This is a genomic window from Streptomyces sp. NBC_01224, from assembly GCF_036002945.1.
Classification (GTDB): domain Bacteria; phylum Actinomycetota; class Actinomycetes; order Streptomycetales; family Streptomycetaceae; genus Streptomyces.
Genome location: NZ_CP108529.1, coordinates 9609072 through 9632996, shown reverse-complemented (window position 1 = coordinate 9632996; position 23925 = coordinate 9609072). Strand labels below are relative to the sequence as shown.

The window sequence follows — 23925 nt, the reverse complement described above, 5'->3', positions numbered from 1 at the left end:
CTGGCGAGGACGGGTGCGGGCAGAACGCCAGCGAGCGCGACCAGGGCCGCGTTCCGGGCCAGCCTGAAGTTCCCCCCTGGTCTTGGACAGCGGTTGCTTACGCTGCGGGGGTGAAGTCGTGCTGCAGCCTGGCTCGGGTTTCGAGTGGGGTGAGGTACCCGAACTCGGGGTGCTTGCGGAGCCTGGTGCGGTTGTACTCGACCTCGATGAAGCGGAAGATGTCAGCGCGGGCCGCCTCGCGGCTCTCCCAGACGGCGGTGCCGATCTCCGCTTTCAGCAGTCCGAAGAAGCTCTCGGCTGCGGCGTTATCGTAGCATATGCCGGTTCTTCCCATGCTCTGCCTCAGGTTCAACTCCTGTAGTTCGCGGCGGAATTCGCCACTCGTGTACTCGCTTCCGCGATCGGTGTGCATGATGCAGCCACCCTGAAGGTCACCGCGGCCGGCGGCCATCCGCAGCGCGTCGGTGACCAGCTCGGCACGATGGTGTTCGGCCATCGCGTAACCGATCACCTCGCGCGTCGCCAGGTCGATGACGGTCGCGAGATACCACCAGCCGTCGATCGTCGGCAGATAGGTGATGTCACCGACGAGCTTCATGCCGGGCCGGTTAGCGGTGAAGTCGCGGCCGACCAGGTCCGGAGCCGGTGCGGCCTTGGTGTCCTGTTGCGTCAGGTGGCGGCGTCTGCGGCGGGTGATGCCGCGGATGTCGCGCTCGCGCATGATCCGCTCGACCTTCTTCCGGTTGATCGCATGTCCCTTGCGCCGCAGCGCGGCGTGCACGCGCGGGGCGCCGTAGGCACCCCGCGAGGAGGCGTGGATCTCACGGATCTCCTCGCTCAACTCGTCCTCGGCGCACTGTCGTTCGGCCGCTGTCGGCCGGGCCGCCAGCCAGGAGTAGAAGGTGGAGCGGTTGATCCCCGTGACACGGCACAGCAAAGCCACGCTGTAGCCGCCAGGGTTGGCCTCGGCGGCCTTCTCCGCGTCGATGAAACGGCACAGCGTGCCTACTTCATCGTCTCCTTCGCGAAGAAGGCCGCTGCTTTTTTCAAGATCTCGATCGTCTGCTGCTGTTCCCGGTTCTCCCTGCGCAGCCGCTGGAGCTCATCCTTCTCCGCCGTGGTCAGCGCGCCGGGCGCCCCCTCGCCGCAGTCGACCTTCGCCTGCTTCACCCAGCCGCGAAGCCCCTCCGCACTCACACCGAGTTCCCGGGCGACCTCGGTGACGTTCCGCCCTGACGACCGGACCAGTGCCACCGCGTCCCGCTTGAACTCCGACGTGTACCGCTTGCTCATGTTGCTCTTGCCACTCAACCTGGACTGCTTCCTCCGGGACTGATCCGTCCCAGTATCAGGCTGTCCACTTCAGAGGGGGAACTTCAGCCTGGTGTAGGTGTTGATCCGGGTGTAGGCCCAGCGAATGCGGTGCCTCCGACCCGCGGGTCGCGGGTCCGCGCGGCGGGCGCGGGGCAGGAGCGACCAGCGGACGTAAGGGGAGAGGAGCAGGGCGTGCTCGGGGTGGCGCTTCACGGTCCGGGTGAGGTGGCGCTCGATGCGGGCCGCGAGTTCGTCCCGCTCGGGCAGCACCTGGTAGGTGACCAGGATGCCGCGCAGGTAGGCGGCACGGCGCCCTGTCCACAGGTCGGGGTGCTGGTCCACGAGCGCCTTGTCCCGAACGGCCTCTGCCTGCTCACGGCCGCCATGGGCCTGGGAATCAGCCGTGGTGGCGAAGGGTGACTGAGCGCGCTACTTGGCCAGGCTGGCCAAGTAGCGCGCTCAGAGTTCTGCGCTGCGCACATCGCCCGCAGGGAGCGGACTTCAGAGCGGCGTTAGGTCAGCCAGCCCAGGGGATCGGACCTTGCTTGAGTGCAGGGAGTTCCGGCTCCTGCGGGGCCGGCCACATGTCGACGAGGTACTGAAGTCCCCGGTCCGGCCGGTCCGGATGATGACGCTTCTGCAAGGGGGCGCACGTCGCCTACCGCACGGCGACGTGATCCCCGGTCGACGACTTCGCCCCGGAGGTGGAGTTCCCGTAGTACGTCCACCGCCATGTCCCCGACCCGGTGGCCTTCACCGTGGTCTTGAGCGCCCCCGTACTACTCGACGTCGCCTTCTTGACCGTCGTGTACGAGGAGGCGCCCGCCGCCTTGAACTGCAGGCTGACCGTGCGGCCCGCGTACCCCTGGTACGTGTGGGTGTCCCAGTTCGCGCGTGTGACCCGCCCGGTCACGGTGATCGTCTTCCCTTTCGCGACCGGCTCCGGCGAGGCGTTGACAGTGACGCGTGTGGCCCGCTTGACCTGCAACGGGAGGTCCTTGTCGTCAGTGTCGTGGGCGTCGCCGGCGAGAAAGACCCGAGCAGCAGTTCGCCAGGTGCCGGCGTCCTCGTTCCCGAAGTCACGGTTCTGCGGGTCGATGTACAGCCATTCCTCGAAGTCGCAGATTCCTTTCGCCCTGTCCACGACCTTGCAGTCGCTGGTGATGACGGAGCTGTGCACGGTGTCCCCAGCGTCGGGCTTCCCCCGGTAGGGGAACACCGTCGGCCCGAAGTCGTATCTGAGTTTGGTCGTCATCCGGAAGACCGCATGCACCTCGACCTCCTCCTTGACCCCGATCACGATCGGCTTCCCGCCGTTCACCGAGACCCGGCTGAAGGAGACCCCGCCCTCCGCCGCCCCGGACGGCACCGCCGCCACCCCTGTGAACATGACCGCCGCTCCACCGGCCACCACCGCTCTCCACATCGTCTTCCCCATCTTCGAGCTCGCCCTTTCCCCTGCAGCCTGGACCGAACGCGTAGGCGCACCGGCCGGAGGTTCCTCCTCACGGCTGACTGTGGGGGCGTATCGCCGGAGTAGTAGAAGCGGCAGCTGACGCCGGGGCCGGGCGTGCGAGGTTCACCGGGGCGCGGGTCGTACAGGGCGCGGCCGCCGGGCCACCGCCCGAGCTCGGTAATCAGGGCGACACCGTCGTCGACTTCCTCGGGCCGCCAGCCCGTGATGTCGAGCAGCAGTCCGTCCAACGGCCCGCCGACGAGCGCGGCGTACGTCTGGTACGGGAGCGGGCCGGGGTGGGGGGCGTCGTGGTCGTGGCCGTACACCCGGCCGCGCAGCAACTGCTCGTCACCGTTCATCCGACCAGCCTGCCAGCCTGCCAGCCACCACCGACAGCGCGGGCTCCGATCTCCGCAGGAGGCTGGAGCTGTGACTGGGCGAGATAGTTGCCACTTGGGCGCGACACCTGTCACTGAGCATCTGGGAGCCCGATATCGGTAGCAACGATGCCGGACGGAAGAGACGATGCGCAGGCGAGTCGTCGGTTTGGCCACCAGACTCCACACGTTGAACCGCTCTCTTGGCCAGAGGATGTCGGACCTCAACCAGGCTTGCGTGTGGTGGAGTTGTGTCGCAAGCGATGGCTCCCGTACGGCAGCCAAGCGTTGGAAATTCGGCGCATCTGGTGCCGGGTCAGACCCCCGCGGACGTCCGGGCGTCCTTGGCGGGTGTCACGGGCGCCGCCGCAGGGCCGCTGCCGTGCCCTTTCGGGGACCCGAACCAGGCTACTGCCACCGCGCCCGATACGGCGAGCGCGAACCCGGTGATCGCCGCCCAGGCGAAGCCGGGACGGGAGGCATCGCCGAGCCACAGCACGCCGATGATGCCCGGCAGGACGGTCTCGCCGACGACCAGCGCGGCGGTGGCGCCGTTGACCGAGCCGATCTGCAGGGCGACCGTGTGCAGGTACATGCCGCCGATGCCTGCCACCAGGATCGCGTAGAGCGCCGGGTCGCAGAGCAGCGCTCCCGGGTCGAAAGGGTCGATGCCGTTCAGCACACGGACCCCGACACCGAGGGCGCCGAAGCCCAGTCCGGACAGCAGGCCGGCCAGGATCGCGGCGCGCGCCCCCAGTAGGCGTACGACCACGGTGCCGCCCACGATCAGGAGCAGCGAGATCCCCAGCAGCCACCAGTGCGTGGAGATCGGGGTGTCGCCGCTGCCTTCCGGGCCCGCCGCCGTCGCCAGAAGCACCAGCGCGGAGCAGACCACAGCAATCGAGGTCCGCTCAGCGCGGTTGAGCCGGATGCCGAGGAGCTTGATGCTCAGCACCGCCGTGATCACCAAGTTGGCGCTGATCACGGTCTGCGACAGGAACAGCGGCAGGAGGCGCGCCGCCAGTGCGCCGAGCCCGAAGCCGACGAAGTCCAGGATGGTCCCGACGATGAACTCCCAGGTCATCGCCGCCTTCGCAGTGGACGACAGGCTCGGGCCACCGTGCTGGGTCACGCTGCCCTCGGCGGCCTCCCGGCGGGCTGACTTCTGTGATCCGACGGCCTGAAGGACGGAGCCCGTGCCGTAACAGATCGATGCTGCCGCGGCGGTGAGCAGTCCTATGAGCACCGAAAGCTCCGTTCATGTATGGGTCGGTGGGGTTCGGTCCCGTTCCCACTGGCAGACGTGGGTTTCGGCGCGAAAGTTGCTTCCGGCGAGTCAGCTACCGGCGTATCTCCCTCCACAGGCCAACTATGGTCAGCCACATTGCCCATAGCACACTGCAACAGGTCTTAGCGCAGCGTCACGAAGTATCCCCTTTCGCGCGTATCTCCTCCGCGCCCCAAAAAGGAGCCCGCCCCCAGAAGCCGCATCACGGAGATCACCGTCGCAGCCCCGGTCCAGCGAAGTTGGTGACAACTAGAGCGAAAAACCCCAGGTGGTGACAACTGGAATGCCCAAACAGTGACAGGTACCGCGCTCAAGTCCACACTCGGTGCCAGCTCACCGACCCACCTTGGTGTCACCTAGCTCGCCCAGTCACAGCGGGAGAGCCAGGTTCCGCCAGCCTTCTGTTCGGGCAGGGGCTGACCCTGCTCTTGATGCCGGTGCTCGTCCGGCCAGGCTTGCTGTACGTCGCGCCGGTCGCAGTCCTCGCACAGAGACGGGCGCGGCTCTGGGGAAGCGCCCCAGCCGACGCGCTCGATCGCCTTCCACCGTTCGTCGGTGAACGTGGCACCGCAGTCGGTGCAGACATGGCTTTATTCGGCACAGTAGTGAAGTCAGTTGTCGATGGGTTTGGGAGGCACCCCGTTCCGCGGAAGGGCGGTGTCGATGAGTTCGGGAGGCTCTGAGCCTCTTGCCAGGGCAGCGCTCAGGCATGAGGCGGGGAGCCGACGAATGCCGGCTGACAGCTGCCGCTACCTACATCGACGACCAGCCGCTCTGGGACGGGGCCCCAGACGTCCGACATGCGACCTGAGGTTGACGGCACCTACGTCGCAAGGCGTGAGCGAACGCCGGAATGTCCAGCCTGGAAGCCGATGGCCGGGACAGCGCGAACGCACAGGATGGATCCCGTCGAACACCGACTCCTCAGGAGAGCAGGAGATCACCATGACATCTCTTTTACTGCGCAGGACCGTGGCGGGCCTGACCGTACTCGCCACAGGTCTCACCCTGTCCAGCGCCGCCGTCGCTGCCACCGGACACCGGGAGGAGAAGCAGGTCAGCGCGAGCGTCGTCGGAAGCGCCGAGTTCGTGCTGCCCTACTACAAGGACAACGACACCCGCTCGTTCACCTTCGACGCTCACGGCGCCCCGTACAGCCGCCCGCTGCCCACGATCCCCACGGGTCTGCCCACCGACGCTCAGGGGACGATCACCATCTCCCACTACTCGGCCGAGCGGAACATCACGTACACGTCAAAGGGGAGTGTGGACTGCTTGGTCACCGGACCACGAACCGCGACGTTGACAGCGGTCATCACCGAGGTGAGCCCTGGCGGACCGCCCATCGTCGGGCACCGGATCGGATTGAGCGTCTACGACGGGGGCAGGGACAAGGGTCGCTCCGCCGACCGCGTGGGCTTCTCCTGGAACGGCGTGAACCTGCTGCCGGACGGAGACGCCTACCCCGAGGAGGCCCCGGTCGGCACCTGCATGGCCCCCGCTCCGTACGCCCCGGTGACCAGGGGCGGGTACACGGTCACGCACGCCGAGCTGCCGCCGCTGCCGCCGACGCCTGACCAACACCAACCTATGCGCCTCCCCACCAGCACAGCGGACCTCGATCCGTCATAGCGGATAACACACGGGTATTGATGGCAGTTGGCTGTCGCGCCTCACAGCCACCGCAGTGCCATCACTTCTCCTCGACATTCACAAGCCGGTCGATCGACGACTGCCTCCGCGATCCGTCGACAAACGCTGCTCCTAGAGACCAACGAAGCCAGTGCAGACAGGACGGCGGGCCTCACGTTGGAAGTTCTGCTGCTCTGCCCCGCCACGCTCCTGCTCCTAGTGCTCCTGCTTGCCAGCGGCTTGGCCTCCACCGGCGGCGACGACCCTCTGCTTGCAGGCGTCGCGCAGGTGTGGGTGGGAGTCCTTCGGGGTGCCCCAGTCCGTCACCTGCGCCGCCTCCCACCGTTCGTCGGTGAACCGGGTTCCGCAGCTAGCGCACACGGGACGGCGGGCCTCCCGCTCGGCCTTCTGCTGCGCGGCGGCGCGGCGTAGCTGCTCCTTGTACTCCCGCTCGCGGGCTGCGTACTCGGCCTGTCGGCGGACGTCGTACGCTTCCCGGCGAGGGTTGCCGATCGCTTCCAGGAGCGCCTGGTTGTGCGGGCGGCCGAAGCGTCGGAGACCGCCCCGGCCGGGCCGTGCTCTTGGAGCTGCTTCATGCCGGTGACCACGATGGGGAGCTTGCCGTCGTACATGTGGAAGCCGTCGTCGTATGCGGTTCCCTGCCAGTGCCGCTGGGTCAGCTCGGCCAGCTGTGCGATGACGGTGTTGGGGTTGCGCGGGCCGACGCGGTTGAAGACGAGCAGCAGCGGAGGGTGCGGCTGATCGCCGTGTCGGCCGTCGGGCACCCACCAGCGGGTGCGCCACATCGGCCGCTCCTTGCCGTCGGCGTCCTTCACCTTCCGCTGGCCAAACCGCACGTACTTGTCGATCTTCCCGGCGAGTACCTGCGCGGACTCGTAGCAGTTGTCGATCTCCACGAACAACAGCGGCACCCCGTCCTCGGGCGAGGTGATGACGATGTCCGCCTGGGCGCCGCCCCTGCCGGGATTGGACCAGGTGCCCGTCGCGGGCAGCGCCACCTCGGTCGCGTAGGAGGCGATGGTGCCCAGCCCGTCCGGCGCGTCGACTGCGGCCTGCGCGGCGGCGAGGACTTCGGCCGGCTCGTCAACGAGTTGGGCCAGGTCCGGCTTCGGGCGCAGCAGGGCGAGCACGGCGTCGTTGACCACCATCGGGTGGAAGGCACCGGTGCGGCCCGCGCCACGGGCCGGGTTGCCCATCTCCCCCACCGGCCGTCCCAGCTCGTAGGAGGCGGCCTTCAGGCCCATGGGCGTCAGGTTGCGCAGCGTGTCGCCACCCGAGATCTGCCCGCCGTTCTCCGCCAGGCCGTGCTTGCGCAGATCGGAGAGCACCCCGAGGTGCGAGGCGGTGCGGGCCTGCTTCCGCTTCGAGGGCTCGTCCTTGTCGGTGTGCCGGTAGCTCAGGTGCGGGGCTGAGATCTGCTGGATCTGTTCGACCGTCGCGACCTTCAGCACTCCGAGCACACGCAGCACGTCGCCGCGCAGGTTGTTCGATGACCCCGCCGGGTTCTCCTCCCGCTTCCCCGCCATCAGCTCCGCTCCCTTCCCGTCTTCTGTCCCGCGCGGCCACCTGCCGGGCGCCGGCCGCGCCCGGCCGCAGAGGGCATCCGGCCCCCAGACCCGATGATCTCCTCCTCCACGGACATCACACAGAAGTTCAGGAGGAGAGAAGAGGGTAGTGACAACGCGGCGCGCGGCCGCTTCTGTGTGGTGACCTGCGGTTTTTCCGTCCTGCTCGGTGCCGGGCACCAAAGTGGGTTCCACGGTGGCGTCCCAAGTGCGTACCGCAGGAGGCCGGGTCGGCTTGCCCGGCCGGTGGTGGGTGCGCACCGATGCCTCGAACGTCGGCCGCCTGGACGTGACGATCGTCGGCTACTCGGTCTGGCGTGACATCCCCGGCCATCGCCTGAAGCGGGCGCTGTGGCGGCTGCGGGCCATTCAGCGCGTGGGCTGGAAGAGGGCACGGCGTACCCAGATGCTGTTCAACCCGTCGGTGCACTTCGCGGCGCCGGTGCAGGTCGGCAACGAGGCTGAGCGCATCGAGCTGCCGTTGGTCCTCAAGGCCGGCTCCATGGTGCCGCTGCCGCTCATTGGGTTGGAGGTGCCCAACCGAATAGGCCGGCAGCTTCGGGGCTCACTGCGCCTGGGCACCGTGAAGTTCCCCCTCTGAAGTGGACAGCCTGATACTGGGACGGATCAGTCCCGGAGGAAGCAGTCCAGGTTGAGTGGCAAGAGCAACATGAGCAAGCGGTACACGTCGGAGTTCAAGCGGGACGCGGTGGCACTGGTCCGGTCGTCAGGGCGGAACGTCACCGAGGTCGCCCGGGAACTCGGTGTGAGTGCGGAGGGGCTTCGCGGCTGGGTGAAGCAGGCGAAGGTCGACTGCGGCGAGGGGGCGCCCGGCGCGCTGACCACGGCGGAGAAGGATGAGCTCCAGCGGCTGCGCAGGGAGAACCGGGAACAGCAGCAGACGATCGAGATCTTGAAAAAAGCAGCGGCCTTCTTCGCGAAGGAGACGATGAAGTAGGCACGCTGTGCCGTTTCATCGACGCGGAGAAGGCCGCCGAGGCCAACCCTGGCGGCTACAGCGTGGCTTTGCTGTGCCGTGTCACGGGGATCAACCGCTCCACCTTCTACTCCTGGCTGGCGGCCCGGCCGACAGCGGCCGAACGACAGTGCGCCGAGGACGAGTTGAGCGAGGAGATCCGTGAGATCCACGCCTCCTCGCGGGGTGCCTACGGCGCCCCGCGCGTGCACGCCGCGCTGCGGCGCAAGGGACATGCGATCAACCGGAAGAAGGTCGAGCGGATCATGCGCGAGCGCGACATCCGCGGCATCACCCGCCGCAGACGCCGCCACCTGACGCAACAGGACACCAAGGCCGCACCGGCTCCGGACCTGGTCGGCCGCGACTTCACCGCTAACCGGCCCGGCATGAAGCTCGTCGGTGACATCACCTATCTGCCGACGATCGACGGCTGGTGGTATCTCGCGACCGTCATCGACCTGGCGACGCGCGAGGTGATCGGTTACGCGATGGCCGAACACCATCGTGCCGAGCTGGTCACCGACGCGCTGCGGATGGCCGCCGGCCGCGGTGACCTTCAGGGTGGCTGCATCATGCACACCGATCGCGGAAGCGAGTACACGAGTGGCGAATTCCGCCGCGAACTACAGGAGTTGAACCTGAGGCAGAGCATGGGAAGAACCGGCATATGCTACGATAACGCCGCAGCCGAGAGCTTCTTCGGACTGCTGAAAGCGGAGATCGGCACCGCCGTCTGGGAGAGCCGCGAGGCGGCCCGCGCTGACATCTTCCGCTTCATCGAGGTCGAGTACAACCGCACCAGGCTCCGCAAGCACCCCGAGTTCGGGTACCTCACCCCACTCGAAACCCGAGCCAGGCTGCAGCACGACTTCACCCCCGCAGCGTAAGCAACCGCTGTCCAAGACCAGGGGGGAACTTCACCGGCCGCATCATCCGGGCCGATGTCCACGACACCGACACCTTGGAGCCCCTGCGGATCAACTTGGACGAATACACCGGCGACTGGTCCTTGCACACGGCCCGCCCCCGACCGACTGACCGGACACGAAGCCGGGCCCTCAGGGCAGCTCACATCGACCTCGCCGCTCTGCGAGTGTCTCCCGTAGCTGTGAACAACTGCTGCGCGCGTCGTGTGCAAAGCCACCCTGCCGGAATACGCGGTCTGACAGAATGGCCTCCGAAAACTCAGGCGACGCGCGTCAGGAAACCGGTGTGAATCCGGTACGGTCCCGCCACTGTGACCGGGCTGCAGCAGCCCGGAAGCCAGATACTGGCCGCGCCGCCTTCTCGTACGACCCAGGGGACGAGGACATCCCCCGGAAAGGCTCGGCCATGCCCCCGATACGCCGTGTACCACTCGCGCTCATACCCCTGCTTCTGCTGCCGCTCACCGGCTGCGGCTCCGGAACGGGCGGTGTGGGCAAGGCAGAGGCCGCACCGGCCGTCGACGGTTTTCCCTACACGGTCACCAACTGCGGTACGAAGGCGACCTTCGACGCCCCGCCGAAGCGGGTCGTCACCATGAACCAGCACGTCACCGAGATCATGCTGGCCCTCGGGCTTCAGGACCGGCTGGCCGGGACGGCCTACCTGGACGACAGAATCCTGCCGAAGTACCGGTCCGCATATGCCAGGACCAAGGTGCTCGCGAAGGAGTACCCCTCCAAGGAAGTGCTGCTCGGCGCCAACCCCGACTTCGTCTACGGCGGGTACAACAGCGCTTTCGACATGACCAAGGGCCAGGACCGGGCGGGGCTCCAGAAGGACGGCATCAACACCCGGCTGAACATCGAGAACTGCACCAAGGGCAAGGTCGGTATCGATCAGCTCGCCACCGAGATCACCCAAGTCGCCAGGATCTTCGGCGTACCGGAGCGCGGCAAGAAGCTGCTTGCCGAGGAGCGACAGAAGATCGCGGCGGTCGAGGCAGATCTCAAGGGCTCCTCGCGTCCCTCGGTGTTCGTGTACGACTCCGGCGACAGCTCTGCGTTCACCGCTGGCGGTAAGGGCATCGGCAACGAGATCGTCCGGCTCGCCGGGGGCAGGAACGTCTTCGCGGATCTCGACGCCACCTTCGGCGACGTCTCCTGGGAGCAGGTCATCAAGCGCAAGCCCGAGGTGGTCGTGATCTACGACTACGGAGGCACCACGGTGGCGGCCAAGAAAAAGCGGCTGCTGAACGATCCGGCGCTCGCGGACGTGCCGGCGGTCAAGAACAAGAAGTTCGCGGTACTCCCGCTGTCCTCGGCCGTGCTCGGTGTCCGGGTCGCCGACGCCGTGCAGGACCTGGCCGGGCAGCTGCACCCCGGCACTCCGTGAGCGCGGAGTCCGCCCGCCCCGGTCCGAAGTCCGTCCTCCGCTCGACCCCCGTCGTGATCGGCGTTCTCACGGTGCTGCTGCTCGCGGCGGCGGTGGCCGGTCTGGCGCTCGGCCCCGTACGGATTCCGCCGGGCGAGGTACTGAGTACGGTCCTGGGTGGTGAACGCACTGGTGCGTACCCGACGATCGTGTGGGAGGTACGACTGCCCAGGGTGCTGCTCGGGGCCGTCGTCGGCGCCGGGCTGGCCCTGTCGGGAACGGTGCTCCAGGCGCTGGTGCGCAACCCGTTGGCCGATCCGTTTCTGCTGGGCGCCTCGTCCGGGGCATCAGCGGGCGCTGCCGTGGTCGTCGTGCTGGGGGTCGGCGCCGGGGCGGCCACCGACGTGGCCCTGCCCATTGCCGCGTTCGCCGGGTCCATGGCTGCGCTGGTCGCCGTCTACGCGATGGCCCGGCGCGGCGGCACCATGACTACGGGCCGGCTGATTCTGGCCGGGGTGGCGATCCAGTACGTGCTGTCCGCGTTCACCAGCCTGATCCTGGTGCTGTCCTCGCGGGCCGAGCATGTGCGGGCGATTCTGTTCTGGACGCTGGGCGGCCTGGGTGGCGCCCGTTGGGACCAACTGGCGCTGCCTGCCTCGGTATTGGGCTTCGGGGCCGTACTCCTGATCAGCCTGGCCCGTCCGCTGGATCTGCTGCTGACCGGGGAGGATGGGGCCCGCAGCCTCGGCCTGGACCCCGGGCGCTTCCGGGGCGGGGTCTTCGTGCTGGTGTCACTGATCATCGGCGTGCTGGTCGCCTACAGCGGGGCGATCGGCTTCGTCGGCCTGATGATTCCGCACGCCGCCCGAATGATCGTCGGCGCGTCCCACCGCAGACTGCTGCCCGTGGCCGCGCTCGGCGGGGCCGCCTTCCTGCTGCTGGCCGATCTGCTGGCGCGGACCGTGGCAGCCCCCGAAGAGATTCCCGCCGGGGTGATCACTGCCCTGGTGGGCGGCCCGTTCTTCCTCTGGCTGCTGCGCCGCTCCAGCCGTACCGAAGGGATCACCGGATGAGCCCGGCACCGTCCCCGACGGCGCTCGCCGCCGATGGAATCAGCTACGAGGTGGCCGGCCGTACCCTACTCGACGCGGTCACGCTGGACGCCGCCCCCGGCGAGACGGTCGGCCTGGTCGGGCCGAACGGCAGCGGCAAGACCACCTTCCTGCGCTGCGTCTACGGTGCCCTGCGCCCCGCAGCGGGTCGAATCCTGCTGGACGGAGCGGACGCCGCGGCCCTCGGTGTGAAGGAACGGGCCCGCCGCGTGGCCGTCGTACCGCAGGACAGCCCCGGCACCTTCGGCCTGACCGTACGCCAGGTCGTGGCGATGGGCCGAAGCCCACACAAACGGTTCTGGGAGCAGGACGACGCCGACGACGCCCGCCACATCGACGAGTCGCTGCGGCGCGTCGGCGCGGCGCCCCTGGCCGACCGACGGTTCGAAGAGCTGTCCGGCGGGGAACGGCAACGGGCCCTGATCGCCCGCGCCCTGGTCCAGGAACCGGGGCTGATGGCGCTCGACGAACCCACGAACCATCTGGACATCCGCTACCAGCTGGAGATCCTCGGCCTGGTGAGAACGCTGGGCACCACCAATCTTCTGGTGCTGCACGACCTCAACCTGGCCGCTTCCTACTGCGACCGGCTGTTCGTCCTCAGCGCCGGACGACTGGTGGCATCCGGCTCCCCGCACGCGGTACTGACGGAAGAACTGCTGGCCGAGGTCTACGGGATACGATCCCGGGTCGGCGTCCACCCGGTCACCGGCTCCCCCAATGTCGTCTACCTCCCGCTGTCATGAGCGGCAAGACTTCCCCCGTCTGGACACCCTTGCCGCACGGACCACGCTGGCAGGTCACCGAAGGCGAACCGCCTGCGAGCGAAGCAGGGCTGTGGCTGGCAGCCGACCGGCTGGCCGATCCGGCGGGCGTGGAGTTGTCCAGTCTGCTGGAGAGCGAGCGCACCGGCAGCGGCCACCGCACCGGTCATGCGACCGCGCTGACCCTGATGGCGGTGTACGCGGGCTGGGTCACTGCCGCCGCCGTGCTCCATTGGGCGCTGTACGACGAGGTCCCGGACATGCGGTCCGGCAATGTCCTGGTGCGCCCGGCCACGCACGGGATCGGCGGAGTCCGGGTGCGCAGGGCCCGGCTGCTGCCCCGGGCCGGGGAGGACGCCGTACGGCTGCTGCACCGCACCGTGCTCGACGGGCATCTGCTGCCCATCGCCGATGCGCTGCACCGTCGTACCCGCGCCGGGGCCAGACAGTTGAGCGGAGGGATTGCCCATGGCTGCGCCACGGCGCTGTGCGCGTACGGCACCCAGGTGGATCTGCTGGCCGCCCGCTGGCGGCATTTCGTGGACACCGCATCCGGCGGACTCGAAACGCTGGGCGAGGTAGTACGGGTCCGACGGGTGCCGGACGGCCCGGAACGGCTGGTCTATCTGCGCAACACCTGCTGTCTGTACTACACGAGCGCGGAGGCGGTCCGCTGTGCGAGCTGTTGTCTGACAAGCCGCGAGGAACGGCTACGGGCTTACACGAGGCCGAAGTAAAAATGCGCCGGCTGTAACACCTGCCTCTCAGGGCTACGAAGCACTCGCTGAGACTGAACACAAGGACTTGACAGACATCCCATGAGCTGGAGAGTCAAACGGCGAGCCCGTGAGCCCAGGGAGACCAGGCAGTTCCCCTCCCATCGGGAGCCCGTCGGCGTCGTCCTGACCCCGGCGCGGCTCCCCTTCTGGTGAACGAGTACGCCGCACTGACCTCACAGGAGCTGTACACGACGGCCGGGTGACGTGGATGCCCCTCAGAGGTTCGTAGAGGTGCCATCGCGGCGCATCACGAACACGAAAGGCGTAGGGTCGGGGCGGCGGGTGGCGAGGAACGGGAAGAGCTCCAGCCAGTCGCGGCGGGCGTCGAGGTCGGCAACAACGATGGCGCGCTGGTCGGGCACGTCTACCAAATGCGATGCACGTGGTATGCCATCGGCCTTTCCGAGAGGCATGCGACCAGTCACACCAGCCGCGCGTCAGCAGCGGCCCGACTCGTAGCGCTGATTGACATGCGGGCTGCTGCTGAAGCCGACGTGGCGCGCAATATGCGGCGGCGCACCGAGGCGCCCCCGGGATGGCGCTTCACCACGTGGGACGCTGTCGGTCCGGGCGACATCGTCCGAACTCCGGTTCGGTGCCAGCCCGTGCGGGGAGCGTCTTCGGACGCCGGTCCGTTGTATCCGGAATCGTGGGGCGCCCCGGTGGCCTTGACCGGCGTCGACTATCTGCCCAACGGATCCGTTGTGGCGCGTGGACAGGAGGAGAGCGCGCCCGCATGGTCCGGAATGGGTGTCCTCCTGTCCACCCCAGAGTTCGCTGAAGTTGGCCTCCTGGTGCCGGAGACGACGCCGGCGGAGACAACCCCGGCGGAAGCGACCCGGGAGCGGGCACCGCCGCGGGGTGAGCCGGCGCCCCGGCCGGGGGAAAGGGGAAAGGCACTCTTCCCCTTTGAGGGAAGAGGTGTCGGCGGCTGCGTCACACTGACCCACCCCCCTGACCTGCAGAAAGGCGCTCCAGCAGATCCACCGTTGGCAACCCGTTACGCAACCCGCTAAGCAACCAGTCAAGCAACCCGTTACGCAACCTGTTAGGCAACCTGCGGATCCGCTGGGACCTTTCGACTAGGTAGTTGTGCCGAGCCACGATAGTTGGCACCTGGCCACGCGGGTTGGCATCGCCCTCGCTCATCTATGCCAAGATTCGAGGGTGGATATGACCGACGTCACGCGTGCGATCGCGGCTGCGACTTCGGTCGCCGCATCGCTCGACCTGCCAGCCAACGATGCAATCGTTCTCCACAACTCGAACAAGCTGGCACTGCGGCTGACGCCATGCGACGTCTTTGCCCGGGTCGCCCCTGTGGGACAAGAGGTTGCACAGTTCGAAGTCGATCTCGCTCAGCGCCTCACCGAGGTCGGATGCCCGGTGTGTCCCTTGGAGCCTCGGGCGGACCCGCGTGTGTACACGCGCGATGGCTTCGCAGTGACGCTGTGGACCTACTACGAGCCCGTGACACCTCACACCTCACCAGTCGACTACGCCAAGGCGCTGGAGCAGCTGCACGCCGGCATGCGCGAGGTCGATGTGCCGAGCCCGAGGTTCACGGACCGGAACACGGAGGCGGAAGAAGTTGTCGCCGACCCGAATCGCTCGCCGGAGCTCACCGACGCGGACCGCGTGTTCCTCAGCGGCAGGCTAGCAAGCCTGCGGCGAGCGATCGACGACCGCGGCGCCGTGGAGCAGCTGCTCCACGGCGAGCCGCATCCAGGCAATGTGCTCAGCACGAAGAACGGCCCGTTGTTCATCGACCTTGAGACGTGCTGCCGTGGACCCGTCGAGTTCGATCTCGCCCATGTTCCCGAGGCGGTCTGCGAGCACTACCCAAGCGTTGACCAAGGGCTGCTGGACGAGTGTCGGCAGCTCGTTATCGCGATGGTCGCCGCGTGGCGTTGGGAGCTTGGCGACCAGTTTCCGAATGGGAGGCGATTCGGAGAGGAATTCCTGCGCTTGCTGCGCGAGGGTCCTCCTTGGCCGACACTCGACACAGTGACCAGGCGACTGGATGGTCTGTAGAAATCGCCGAAGGTCACATGAAAGCGGCAAGGAACCAAGCGACGAGACTGTCGCCGTTGCAACCCCACGCGCGCCGGCCTCGCTGCCACGCTGAACCATGGCGCCGGGGCAAGGCCGGCCAGGTAGGCGGTGCGGGCGGTGTCGGTGAGGTGGGCCAGGCATGCGGTGTGGCCGGGGACGTGAACGCCGCGGCAGCCGACCGGGTCGCTGGCTGGGTCCGCGCCGTGCCCACAGGGCTGCCAGGACGGTGGTAGGGGTGTACTCATGGTGCGGCGGCTCAAAGGCGTGTGTCGGGTGCCGGTCGAGCAGGGCTGGCAGGTTCCGGCGGCGCGCCAACGCGGCCACCTGGTCCGGGTGGCGTCGGGAAACTCCGTGTCCCCGCCGAGCGGGACCAGCAGGCCAGCACGGGCAAAGTGGCCGACCGCCCACCGCCACGCCCCACGCACAGGCACCCGCAGCTGCCATCAACGAGTCGCTGTGACCAGCACTTTCACAATACGCCCTAGGCGCCTACAGCTGGTGGGCATCGACCTCCCCTGCGGTGATCAGGGCAGCGCGCAATTCCTGTGCGGGATGGTCGAGTTCCGGGCCGGGCGGGCGCTGGCCGATCACGGCCAGGAGGCTGCGGGCGTGCTGACGGACGTTGGCGTCCCGCCACGGGTCGGTGCTGGGGCGGGCGACGAGCAGGGCGGCGATCTGTGCGGCTGCGGGCTTGTCGGGGTGGTGCGCTGCTCGTTCGGCGATGTGATCGGTATCGCGCAGGGCGGGGGTGTGGCGGGCGGAGGCGAGGGTGAGGTCAAGCCAGGTCGTGTCGTCGACGCCGGTGAGTGCGAAGGTGCCTGCGTCGGCCAGGGCGCCTTCAGGGAGACCGGCGGCCAGGGCGGCACGCCACAGTTCTACCGCGGCCTGGGTGACGGGGGCGGTGGCGGCGCGGGCGGCGCGATGGGCGAGGAGTTCCAGCAGGCGGGAGGCGGCGGCTGTTCCTCCTTCTGCGGCGGCGAGTTCGGCGAAGAGCGTGGCGGGGTCGCCGAGGAAGCGCGGGTCGCCCAGGAGTGCGGCTGCTATGTGGGATACGGCTTCCGGCGGGGCGCAGGTGCGCAGTCGGTTCAGGAGTTCGGCGCGGTCGAGGTCGGCGAGCAGCGGTGGGTGGGAGGGGCCCCAGCGCAGCCATGCGGAGGCGGCGTAGGGGGTGTTGTCGGCCGGTAGGGACAGCAGGACGGCGCGGTGGCCTTGGAGTCAGTCGGGGGCGAGGTCGTGTAGCAGGGGCAGGTAGGGCCCGAGGGCGGCAGCGGTCCTGGGCTGGTTGCCGGTGGCTTCGGTGAGTTGAGGAGCATGGTGGGCAGGCCCGCGCCGGTTGTGCGGTGGTGGTGCCGGGCGTGTTCCAGGAGGCAGTGCACAGCGCGGCCGGCCGGGCCGGTGCCGACGAAGTCGGCCGGGAGCGTGCCGGGCGGGGTGTCGTCGGGTGTGCCACCGGAGGGGGTGGTCAGGGGTGCGGTCAGGTCGTACAGGTGGTCCAGGGCGGTTGGGAGGTTCTCGCCGAGGTCGCTGTCGGCACGCCAGGCGGCAATCAGCAGGTCGAGCAGGGCCTGTTCGGCCAGGCGAGCCGTAGGGGTATCGTCATCGGTGTCGGTGTCGGTGTCGGTGTGCGTGTCTTCGTCCGTGACCGGGGCTGCGAAGGTGGCGTCGCGGTGCGCGGCGAGGGCCTCGGCGACGGCTTCGGCCAGTGCGTGACCGGGGAAGGCGTCGCGGCGCTGGGTCTGCTCGGCGCGATGACCAGGTAGAAGGCGCGCAGTTGGGGCAGGGCGAGGCATGCGGTGATGTCGGCCAGGGCCGTGGTCCAGGCAGCCGGGTCGGTTTCGATCAGGGTGCGCAGCACCATCAGGTAGCGCGGGTCGCCCGCGTCGGGCGCGGCGGCCAGAGCGGCGGCGGTCGCGGCGGGGCCATGTTCGGCGGCGATGGCCTGCACCTGTGTTTCGTTGAGGGCGGGTGGCGGCTGGTTGGTGATCTCGACGAGGGGGCCAGCAGCGCGCGGGGCAGCCGGGCCGGACGGCTTGGCGCGGCGCAACAGGGACAACACCGGCTCCCAGAGGGCGAGGAGTGGTTCGGGCAGCACAGGGGACCAGTGCCACACGCGAATCCACACCCGTGGTGGCCGGGCGGCCGAGGGGGGCGTAGCCCGCGAGGTCCTCGGGGCCGGGCGGGGCGCCGAACGCGGCGGCCATCTGCGTGTGCAGGTGCGTGGTTGTCCCGGGTAGGCAGGTGCTGCGCAGGTGGTCGGCCAGACGGGCGCCCTCCGGCGTCGGGCGGTGGGCCAGCAGCGCGGGAAGCAGTCCGGTTGCCTGCTCCCACCAGGCGTTGGCGTCCAGAGCGCCAGGCAGGGCCGCGTCGGGCAACAGGTGTTGGAGGTGGGCGGCCAGCAGCCGGTCGCGCAGCCGTCCGTCCGCCTTCCCCACGTGACGGACCAGAGCTTCGGTGCGCTCCGCGAGCGGTACGCCGGCGCAGGCATCGGCGGCCGTCAGGTCGAGGACCGCGCGCGCCAGCAGCGGGCCGAAGAACGCCTCCGAATGCTCCAGCGCGACCTCGTCCAGGTCCCGGTGGAAGACGGCGGCGTGCCGGACGGCCGGGTCGGTGCGTTGCACGTCGGCTTGCAGCAGGGCCGCGAGCACCGTCCGGATCACCGGCAGCAGCAGATGCGCCGGCCCTTCCCCGGGGTGGTGGGGTGCGGGGTAGGCGGTGCGCAGCAGGGCGACGAGCAGCAGGGCGGCTTCATAGGCTGGCCGCCGGCAGGCGGACAGCCGTGCCAGGCGCTCCTCGACGTCGGCTCGGCGTCGGGGACCCCTGCCTCGGCGGCGGCCCTGATCTCCTGGTCGGTGTCGTGCTCGGCATGCACGACAGCGGCCAGCAGCATCTCCACGGTCCGGATCCAGTCCTCGTCGCGGTCCGCCAGCGGAATGTCGCGGGCCCAGTCGGCGGCCAGCCGCAGCAGCCAGCCGTCAGCCGCCCCGGGCTCCCGCCCCTCGCGGGTCAGCGCGTTCACCATGGTGCGCACCTGTGTGTTGAGGCCGATGCCGGGGCGGGCGGCCAGGCGCAGCAGCGCGCCAGCGGCCTCCGGTCCGGCTTCCGCCACCTGTTCGGCGTGCCCGGCCAGCCACACCCGCGCCTGCTGGGGGGCGACCTCGGTGACATGGTCGAGATAGGGAGCGGCGGTCCCTGCGGGCTGGTGGTGTCGGGCAGCAGCCAGACCTCATCCAGCAGGCCCAGCCACGCGGCGGCCGGGCGGGAGAGGAAGAAGTACCTCACCGCGCGCGGGTCCGCCCATCCGGAAAGCGTTTTGGCGTCCTCGGGCGTCGGGTTCTGGCGGCCGGTCAGCTCCAGCACCTGCGCGGCACGCCCGGGCAACGGAACGAACACCTCGCGGGCCAGGCGCACAACCTGCCGGTAGCGGGCACGGGCCTGGCTGGAGGGGCCGCCGTGCAGGACGTTCGACGTACCGCCGTAGAGCTCGCCCCACGCGTGGCTTCGTTGATTTCTAGGAACAGCGTTTGTCGACGGTCTTCGGAGGCGGTTGGCGATCATGAGGCTCCGAAATATAGAGCAGAAATGACGGCAGTGCGGTGGTGGGGTCTGAGGAACATCCACGTCAGGGGCGCGTGCCCCGGGCGGATGTCGGTGGTCACCCCGTTCGATGCGGTGGCTTGTAGAGGTCGTCAAGGCGGAGTGGCGCGGGCTGGGGCAGGGGTGTGCCGTCCGTCGGCAGGCAGGACTGGAGGAAGTAGGCGAGCAGGCGGCGGGATGCGGCCATGGAGGCCGCCGGGGACTCTTGCACGACGCCGTTGTTGGCCAGGAGCAGGAGGGTAACGTCGCTGGGGTCGAAGTCCTTGCGCAGCTGTCCGGTGTCCTTCGCACGCTGTACCAGCTGGGCGAGGCATGTCTCGGCGCGGGCACGCTCATGATGGACGTCGGGCGCGTCGGGAAATTGGGAGAGGAACGCGGCGCTGAACCCGCGGTCCTGGGCTTGCATCGTGCACACCTTGGTGAGGACGTTGCGAAGTCCGTGCCAGGGATCGTCGTCCTGAAGGGCCTCGTCGAGGGCTGCGACGCACTGGCTGAGTTGTTCGGAGAACGCAGCGGCGATCAGCGAGCCGCGTGTCGGGAAGTGCCGGTAGAGGGTGGCGGCACCCACGCCCGCTCTGCGGGCGATTGCGCTGGAAGATACGTCGGTGCCGTTGAGGGCGTACGCCTCGCGGGCGGCCTGGAGGAGCCGGGCGCGGTTGTGCCGGGCGTCGGCTCTCTGCCCCGGGGCGGGGGGGCCGGAGGCGGAGGGCGGCGGGTTCCGAGACAGTTGGGCAGGCATGTCTCCCACTTAATCACAAACGGAAGAGGCCGACCGTTTAGCGGGTTAGCGTGACCTGGTGCCGCGGTGCCCCGCGGTCAGCTCTCTGCCGCAGAGGTGAGCGGCTGCGAGTTCCCCTGCTGAACGACATGCCATGTGTACGGAGGTTGTCCGTGTTTGCTGTGCAGTACCACCGCTATGGCGGTTCCGAGGTCCTTTGCGTCGAGGAGGTCGAAGAGCCGCACGCCGGGCCAGGTCAGGTCCGCATCGCGGTGCGTGCCACCGGCGTCACCCCTGCTGACTGGTACCTGCGCTCAGGGATGCTGCGGGACATCGCCACCGTGGACTTCCCCCATATACCCGGCATGGATGCCGCGGGAATCGTCGACGAGGTGGGAGAGGGGGTGACCGGCACCGCCGTGGGAGATGCGGTCTTCGGCCTCGTCCCCTTCGTGGATCAGGGAGGCGCCGCGGCCCAGTACGCCGTGCTGGAGGCGTGGGCGTCCAAGCCTCAGTCATGGTCTTTCGAGGAAGCGGGTGGCGCCGCGGGCAATATCGACACAGCCACACGTGTACTGGACGCGCTGGAAGCCGCCGAAGGCATGACCTTGTTGATCGATGGTGCCGCCGGAGGCGTCGGCACCATCGCCGCGCAACTCGCCCAGGCCCGCGGCCTCACCGTGATCGGCACCGCGAGCGAAGGCAACCACGGCTTCCTCGACCAGCTCGACGTCGTACCGGTCACCTACGGGGCGGGGCTGGCCGATCGCCTTGCCCCACTGGCTCCGCTCGGTGTCGATGTGGTTCTGGACGCGGCTGGTAAGGGCTCTCTTGCCGAACTGGTGGCCATCGCCGGCGACCCGCACCGCGTGGTGACCATCGCGGACTTCGACGCCAGCCGGCACGGAGTGCGGTTCTCCCGCTCCGAAGCTGGAGAGTCGCCGGGCTGGGCAGGACTACCGCTGGCGGCCGACCTCGCCGACCACGGCCGCCTCACCGTCCCGCTGCACGCCGTGTTCCCGCTGAAGGAGGCCGCCACAGCTCATGACGTCAGCGCCACCGGCCACGCGCGCGGCAAGATCGTAATCACCGTGCCCTGACACGGCGGACGCTTCGGCTCGCAACCGGCGGCCCGCAGCAGGGCGGCCACGGCTACGGTGGCCTTCGCCAGCGCGACCTGGGCCGGACCGCACGCTGGCGCTGGCCACCACGGCTGTACCGACCCGAACTGCCATAGCCCGCACTGACCGGTGCCCGCCATCGGCCACTGATTCGTCGTCGGCGGCGTCCTTGTCGCGCGGGGGGCCGCAGGCCGCCGGGCAGGTCGGGAAGCGGGAAGGAGCAGCGGCCTAGACCCTGGCGAAGTCCCGCCAGCCCCCCGTCATAACGGTCGCCCCGCGGAGTGAACACCCGGCCCGTCTCAAACGGCTCGTCAGGCAACGGCATGAGCAGTGGCTGTTCGAACGCGAAGTACTTCGATCACCGGCTTGTACGGATCCAGCCTGGTGACCCGGGCGGCAGATTCTTGCGCGGCTCTGGCCAGGACGAGTCCAACGCCTTCCGCACCGTCCGCCACTTACCGGCTGGATCCTGCCGCAGCACGCGATACCGCGACCAGGGAGGATGGCCCCATGCCCACCGTGCCGGAGTCGACCAAGTCCTCACTCGCCCAGAAGCTGACCGCGCGAGCCCACACCGCTTGGCCCAAGTTGGCCGCCGTGAACGTCCGCCACCGCGGTCAGTTCGCCTACGTGGACGGCGAACTGACCGACGGCGAGAGCATCAAGCTGATGCGCCTGCGCTACGGCGGCTCCGCCAGCATCTGGGGCTTCGCGCTCTACCTCGCCAGCAGTGACAAGTACGAGGACACCATCCTGCCCACCGGCAGCTTCGCCGGCACCCCCGAGGACTCCTTGGACTGCGCCTGCGGCCTCTACCTCGCCACCCCGGACATCTGACCAAACGCCAGACACAACACCGGCCCCGTAAATCCTTCGGGTGTTGATCACACTGCCGGCGCGGCGGAGGATTCTTCGTGGTGATCGGCGGTGTGCCGGTCGAGCCTGGCCGGCAGGTCGTCCAGGTCGGAGGTGGTGAACTTCCACTGGAACGGCTGTGCCGTGGCGTTGTAGCGGTCGGGAGGCGGGTGACATGCGCATTCCGGGCAGCGACTGCGCGCATTCGAGGGTCTCGTCGTGATCCGCGCCTCGTCCTCGACGGATACCAGGTAGTACGCCCTACTTCGGTGCCTGGAAGCCGCCGATCTTCTGTTCGAGCAGTTCGGCCAGCCGCAGCGGGGTACGATCCTCGAACATCGGACCGATGAGCTGCACTCCCACCGGCAGGCCCTCGGGGGACCGGCCCGCTGGTATGGCGGTGGCGGGCAGGCCGGGCATGGTGGCCAGACCGGCCCAGACGAGCTGGTCGAAGTACGGGTACTCGGTGCCGTCGATGTCGAGCCGGCGTTGCATCAGATCGGGGTTGTGGTCGTGCCGGAACGCGGGAGTGGGCGTGATGGGACACACCACGGCGTCGAACTCGGCGAAGAGCTGCCGCCAGCCGTGGCGGTGGAGCTCACGACGACTGTTCGCCTCGATCCAGTCGCGGTGGCTGAACACCATGCCGCGCAGCCGCGCCGCATCGAGACTCCGGTCGTCCGCGCTCAGTCCGGCGGCGCGGGTCTGCAACCGCTCGTACGCTTCGACGGGAAAACGTGCAACGGAGCTCGAGAACAGCAACTGCGTGTAGAGCATCGCGGCTTCGGCCAGATCGGGCAGCAACCGGCTGTGCCGTTCGACACGGGCGCCGCCGTCGGCAAGCGCGTCGGCCACCCGGTCCACGCCCGCCCGCACAGCGGGCCCGGTCGCAATGAGCGGATGCTCGTCGACGACCAAGACCCGGAAGTCGCCGAGCCGCTCGTGGCGCGCGGGCGGCAGCGTCAAGTCGTGCGCCTTGCCGAGCGTCAGCGGGTCCGGTCCGGCCATGACGTCGAGCAGGAGCGTGAGGTCGCGGGCAGTGCGCGCCATCGGACCGACGACGGCGAGGTCGAGGTCGACCGGCAATGGCGGTGCCGGCGGCACGACCATGCCGCGGGTTGCCGCCAGTCCGAGTGTCGGCTTGTGCGCATAGATGCCGCAGAAATGCGCGGGGGTGCGCAGTGAACCGGCGAGGTCGGAGCCGATGGACAGCGCGCAGAATCCGGACGCCAAGGCCGCCGCTGATCCGCCGGAGGATCCGCCCGGCGTGCGATCGTGATCCCACGGATTGTTAGTGGTGCCGTAGATCTCGTTGAAGCTCTGGATATCTTGCAGCCCCAAGGGCACATTGGTCTTACCCAGCACCACCGCGCCCGCGGCCTTGAGTCGCGACACCTGTACCGCGTCCTCGGCCGGCACATAGTCCCGGTGTTGCGGCATGCCCCAGGTCGTGGGCAGCCCAGCCATATTGTAGGACTCTTTGACCGTCACCGGAATACCGAGCAGGGGCCGGACCTCGCCGCGGGCGCGCGCCTGGTCGGCACCGCGCGCGGCGGCCCGTGCACGGTCGAAGTCCGGCACACAGATCGCGTTGATCTCCTTGTCGTCCCGCTCGATACGGACGATCGCCTCGTCGGTCAGTTCAGCCGAGGTCACTTCACCGGCACGCAAGGCAGCCACGAGTTCTTCGGCCGTCTGAAAATTCCACTCCATGAAACCGACCGTATTGGCCTCTGGAGCAGGGCACGAAATGCCGCTTGGCGCAACGGTATGGATGTCTCCATACTCATCATGTTCTTCTCCGGCCACAAACACTCCGCCCGGTCGCCGGCGATGGCGACACGCGGCCGGATCGGTGTCGGCCTGGGAGTTCAGGAGACCATCATTGGACACCTGCACGTACTTCGCGAGGCTGCGGACCGACGTATGCCCGGACAGCTTCATCAGCACCGGCGTGGACGCGCCCTTCTCCGCAGCATGGGTCAACCGCGAGTGGC

Annotated in this window: 23 protein-coding genes, 1 pseudogene and 1 riboswitch; of the genes and pseudogenes, 12 read left to right on the top strand and 12 right to left on the bottom strand. The window is 68.7% G+C overall.

Annotation, left to right across the window (positions count from 1 at the left end):
• Nucleotides 1-97 precede the first annotated feature (97 nt).
• The 6 genes and pseudogenes from OG609_RS44225 to OG609_RS44200 form a co-directional block, all read right to left on the bottom strand.
• Nucleotides 98-988: an IS3 family transposase gene (locus OG609_RS44225; protein ID WP_327278357.1), complete on the bottom strand. Its 891-nt coding sequence runs from the start codon at nt 986-988 to the stop codon at nt 98-100.
• Between the two features lie 17 nt (nt 989-1005).
• Nucleotides 1006-1293: a transposase gene (locus OG609_RS44220; RefSeq protein WP_327270990.1), complete on the bottom strand. Its 288-nt coding sequence runs from the start codon at nt 1291-1293 to the stop codon at nt 1006-1008.
• A gap of 69 nt (nt 1294-1362) precedes the next feature.
• A complete protein-coding gene (locus tag OG609_RS44215) occupies nt 1363-1656 on the bottom strand; it encodes a hypothetical protein (protein ID WP_327277883.1) in 294 nt (97 codons plus the stop codon).
• A 316-nt stretch (nt 1657-1972) separates the two neighbouring features.
• On the bottom strand, nt 1973-2752 hold the full coding sequence (locus OG609_RS44210; protein WP_327271991.1) for a hypothetical protein: 780 nt from the start codon (nt 2750-2752) through the stop codon (nt 1973-1975).
• A gap of 83 nt (nt 2753-2835) precedes the next feature.
• Nucleotides 2836-3129: pseudogene (locus OG609_RS44205) on the bottom strand (hypothetical protein); the annotation flags it as partial.
• A 334-nt stretch (nt 3130-3463) separates the two neighbouring features.
• Entirely contained in the window at nt 3464-4393 is a 930-nt protein-coding gene (locus OG609_RS44200; protein ID WP_327277882.1) for a hypothetical protein, read from the bottom strand.
• 987 nt (nt 4394-5380) lie between these two features.
• On the opposite strand from OG609_RS44200, the gene OG609_RS44195 reads away from it, so the two are divergent.
• The gene (locus tag OG609_RS44195; RefSeq protein ID WP_327277881.1) at nt 5381-6067 is read left to right on the top strand and encodes a hypothetical protein; all 687 of its coding nucleotides are present in this window, start codon (nt 5381-5383) and stop codon (nt 6065-6067) included.
• A gap of 323 nt (nt 6068-6390) precedes the next feature.
• Here the strand turns inward: OG609_RS44195 and OG609_RS44190 are convergent, their stop codons facing one another.
• Nucleotides 6391-7614 (bottom strand): replication-relaxation family protein, encoded by a 1224-nt coding sequence (locus OG609_RS44190; RefSeq protein ID WP_327277880.1) that lies wholly within the window; start codon nt 7612-7614, stop codon nt 6391-6393.
• 247 nt (nt 7615-7861) lie between these two features.
• Between OG609_RS44190 and OG609_RS44185 the strand changes: the two genes are divergently transcribed.
• The 7 genes from OG609_RS44185 to OG609_RS44155 all read left to right on the top strand — a co-directional run bounded on the left by OG609_RS44185 (nt 7862) and on the right by OG609_RS44155 (nt 13543).
• Entirely contained in the window at nt 7862-8254 is a 393-nt protein-coding gene (locus OG609_RS44185; RefSeq protein ID WP_327277879.1) for a hypothetical protein, read from the top strand.
• A 69-nt stretch (nt 8255-8323) separates the two neighbouring features.
• Nucleotides 8324-8611, top strand: coding sequence for a transposase (locus OG609_RS44180; RefSeq protein ID WP_327270990.1), 288 nt, complete (start codon nt 8324-8326; stop codon nt 8609-8611).
• 5 nt (nt 8612-8616) lie between these two features.
• Complete coding sequence (locus tag OG609_RS44175) at nt 8617-9519, top strand: IS3 family transposase (protein ID WP_327277901.1); 903 nt, start codon at nt 8617-8619, stop codon at nt 9517-9519.
• Nucleotides 9520-9773: 254 nt separating this feature from the next.
• Nucleotides 9774-9925: riboswitch (cobalamin riboswitch) on the top strand.
• 39 nt (nt 9926-9964) lie between these two features.
• Nucleotides 9965-10951, top strand: a complete 987-nt coding sequence (locus OG609_RS44170; RefSeq protein WP_327277878.1) for an ABC transporter substrate-binding protein — start codon at nt 9965-9967, stop codon at nt 10949-10951.
• The gene (locus OG609_RS44165; protein WP_327277877.1) at nt 10948-12003 is read left to right on the top strand and encodes a FecCD family ABC transporter permease; all 1056 of its coding nucleotides are present in this window, start codon (nt 10948-10950) and stop codon (nt 12001-12003) included. Before OG609_RS44170 ends, OG609_RS44165 begins: the two co-directional genes overlap by 4 nt.
• Entirely contained in the window at nt 12000-12788 is a 789-nt protein-coding gene (locus OG609_RS44160; RefSeq protein ID WP_327277876.1) for an ABC transporter ATP-binding protein, read from the top strand. Before OG609_RS44165 ends, OG609_RS44160 begins: the two co-directional genes overlap by 4 nt.
• On the top strand, nt 12785-13543 hold the full coding sequence (locus tag OG609_RS44155) for a (2Fe-2S)-binding protein (RefSeq protein WP_327277875.1): 759 nt from the start codon (nt 12785-12787) through the stop codon (nt 13541-13543). Before OG609_RS44160 ends, OG609_RS44155 begins: the two co-directional genes overlap by 4 nt.
• 257 nt (nt 13544-13800) lie before the next feature.
• Here OG609_RS44155 and OG609_RS44150 read toward each other — a convergent pair whose 3' ends face one another.
• Complete coding sequence (locus tag OG609_RS44150; RefSeq protein ID WP_327278439.1) at nt 13801-13947, bottom strand: hypothetical protein; 147 nt, start codon at nt 13945-13947, stop codon at nt 13801-13803.
• An 811-nt stretch (nt 13948-14758) separates the two neighbouring features.
• Here OG609_RS44150 and OG609_RS44145 point away from each other — a divergent pair.
• Nucleotides 14759-15619: an aminoglycoside phosphotransferase family protein gene (locus OG609_RS44145; protein ID WP_327278395.1), complete on the top strand. Its 861-nt coding sequence runs from the start codon at nt 14759-14761 to the stop codon at nt 15617-15619.
• 519 nt (nt 15620-16138) lie between these two features.
• On the top strand, nt 16139-16825 hold the full coding sequence (locus OG609_RS44140) for a hypothetical protein (protein WP_327277874.1): 687 nt from the start codon (nt 16139-16141) through the stop codon (nt 16823-16825).
• Here the strand turns inward: OG609_RS44140 and OG609_RS44135 are convergent.
• The 3 genes from OG609_RS44135 to OG609_RS44125 all read right to left on the bottom strand — a co-directional run bounded on the left by OG609_RS44135 (nt 16726) and on the right by OG609_RS44125 (nt 19973).
• Nucleotides 16726-18297 carry a hypothetical protein gene (locus OG609_RS44135; protein ID WP_327277873.1) on the bottom strand — a complete coding sequence of 524 codons (1572 nt, stop codon included), beginning with the start codon at nt 18295-18297 and terminating at the stop codon, nt 16726-16728. The genes OG609_RS44140 and OG609_RS44135 overlap by 100 nt on opposite strands.
• Complete coding sequence (locus OG609_RS44130) at nt 18294-18773, bottom strand: hypothetical protein (protein ID WP_327277872.1); 480 nt, start codon at nt 18771-18773, stop codon at nt 18294-18296. The genes OG609_RS44135 and OG609_RS44130 overlap by 4 nt, the downstream gene beginning before the upstream one ends.
• A gap of 519 nt (nt 18774-19292) precedes the next feature.
• On the bottom strand, nt 19293-19973 hold the full coding sequence (locus tag OG609_RS44125; protein ID WP_327277871.1) for a TetR/AcrR family transcriptional regulator: 681 nt from the start codon (nt 19971-19973) through the stop codon (nt 19293-19295).
• 152 nt (nt 19974-20125) lie between these two features.
• Here OG609_RS44125 and OG609_RS44120 point away from each other — a divergent pair, with 152 nt between their 5' ends.
• On the top strand, nt 20126-21052 hold the full coding sequence (locus OG609_RS44120) for an NADP-dependent oxidoreductase (protein WP_385655270.1): 927 nt from the start codon (nt 20126-20128) through the stop codon (nt 21050-21052).
• A 531-nt stretch (nt 21053-21583) separates the two neighbouring features.
• Nucleotides 21584-21910 (top strand): hypothetical protein, encoded by a 327-nt coding sequence (locus OG609_RS44115; RefSeq protein WP_327277870.1) that lies wholly within the window; start codon nt 21584-21586, stop codon nt 21908-21910.
• 279 nt (nt 21911-22189) lie between these two features.
• Here OG609_RS44115 and OG609_RS44110 read toward each other — a convergent pair whose 3' ends face one another.
• Nucleotides 22190-23641, bottom strand: coding sequence for an amidase (locus OG609_RS44110; protein WP_327278393.1), 1452 nt, complete (start codon nt 23639-23641; stop codon nt 22190-22192).
• Nucleotides 23642-23925: the final 284 nt, after the last annotated feature.

Bases quoted from the DNA above. Each gene is read 5' to 3' on its own strand.
- OG609_RS44210 (WP_327271991.1), bottom strand. From the start codon at position 2,752: ATGGGGAAGACGATGTGGAGAGCGGTGGTGGCCGGTGGAGCGGCGGTC.
- OG609_RS44180 (WP_327270990.1), top strand. From the start codon at position 8,324: ATGAGCAAGCGGTACACGTCGGAGTTCAAGCGGGACGCGGTGGCACTG.
- OG609_RS44170 (WP_327277878.1), top strand. From the start codon at position 9,965: ATGCCCCCGATACGCCGTGTACCACTCGCGCTCATACCCCTGCTTCTG.
- OG609_RS44115 (WP_327277870.1), top strand. From the start codon at position 21,584: ATGCCCACCGTGCCGGAGTCGACCAAGTCCTCACTCGCCCAGAAGCTG.
- OG609_RS44160 (WP_327277876.1), top strand. From the start codon at position 12,000: ATGAGCCCGGCACCGTCCCCGACGGCGCTCGCCGCCGATGGAATCAGC.
- OG609_RS44125 (WP_327277871.1), bottom strand. From the start codon at position 19,973: ATGCCTGCCCAACTGTCTCGGAACCCGCCGCCCTCCGCCTCCGGCCCC.
- OG609_RS44195 (WP_327277881.1), top strand. From the start codon at position 5,381: ATGACATCTCTTTTACTGCGCAGGACCGTGGCGGGCCTGACCGTACTC.
- OG609_RS44145 (WP_327278395.1), top strand. From the start codon at position 14,759: ATGACCGACGTCACGCGTGCGATCGCGGCTGCGACTTCGGTCGCCGCA.
- OG609_RS44110 (WP_327278393.1), bottom strand. From the start codon at position 23,641: ATGGAGTGGAATTTTCAGACGGCCGAAGAACTCGTGGCTGCCTTGCGT.
- OG609_RS44155 (WP_327277875.1), top strand. From the start codon at position 12,785: ATGAGCGGCAAGACTTCCCCCGTCTGGACACCCTTGCCGCACGGACCA.
- OG609_RS44220 (WP_327270990.1), bottom strand. From the start codon at position 1,293: ATGAGCAAGCGGTACACGTCGGAGTTCAAGCGGGACGCGGTGGCACTG.
- OG609_RS44190 (WP_327277880.1), bottom strand. From the start codon at position 7,614: ATGGCGGGGAAGCGGGAGGAGAACCCGGCGGGGTCATCGAACAACCTG.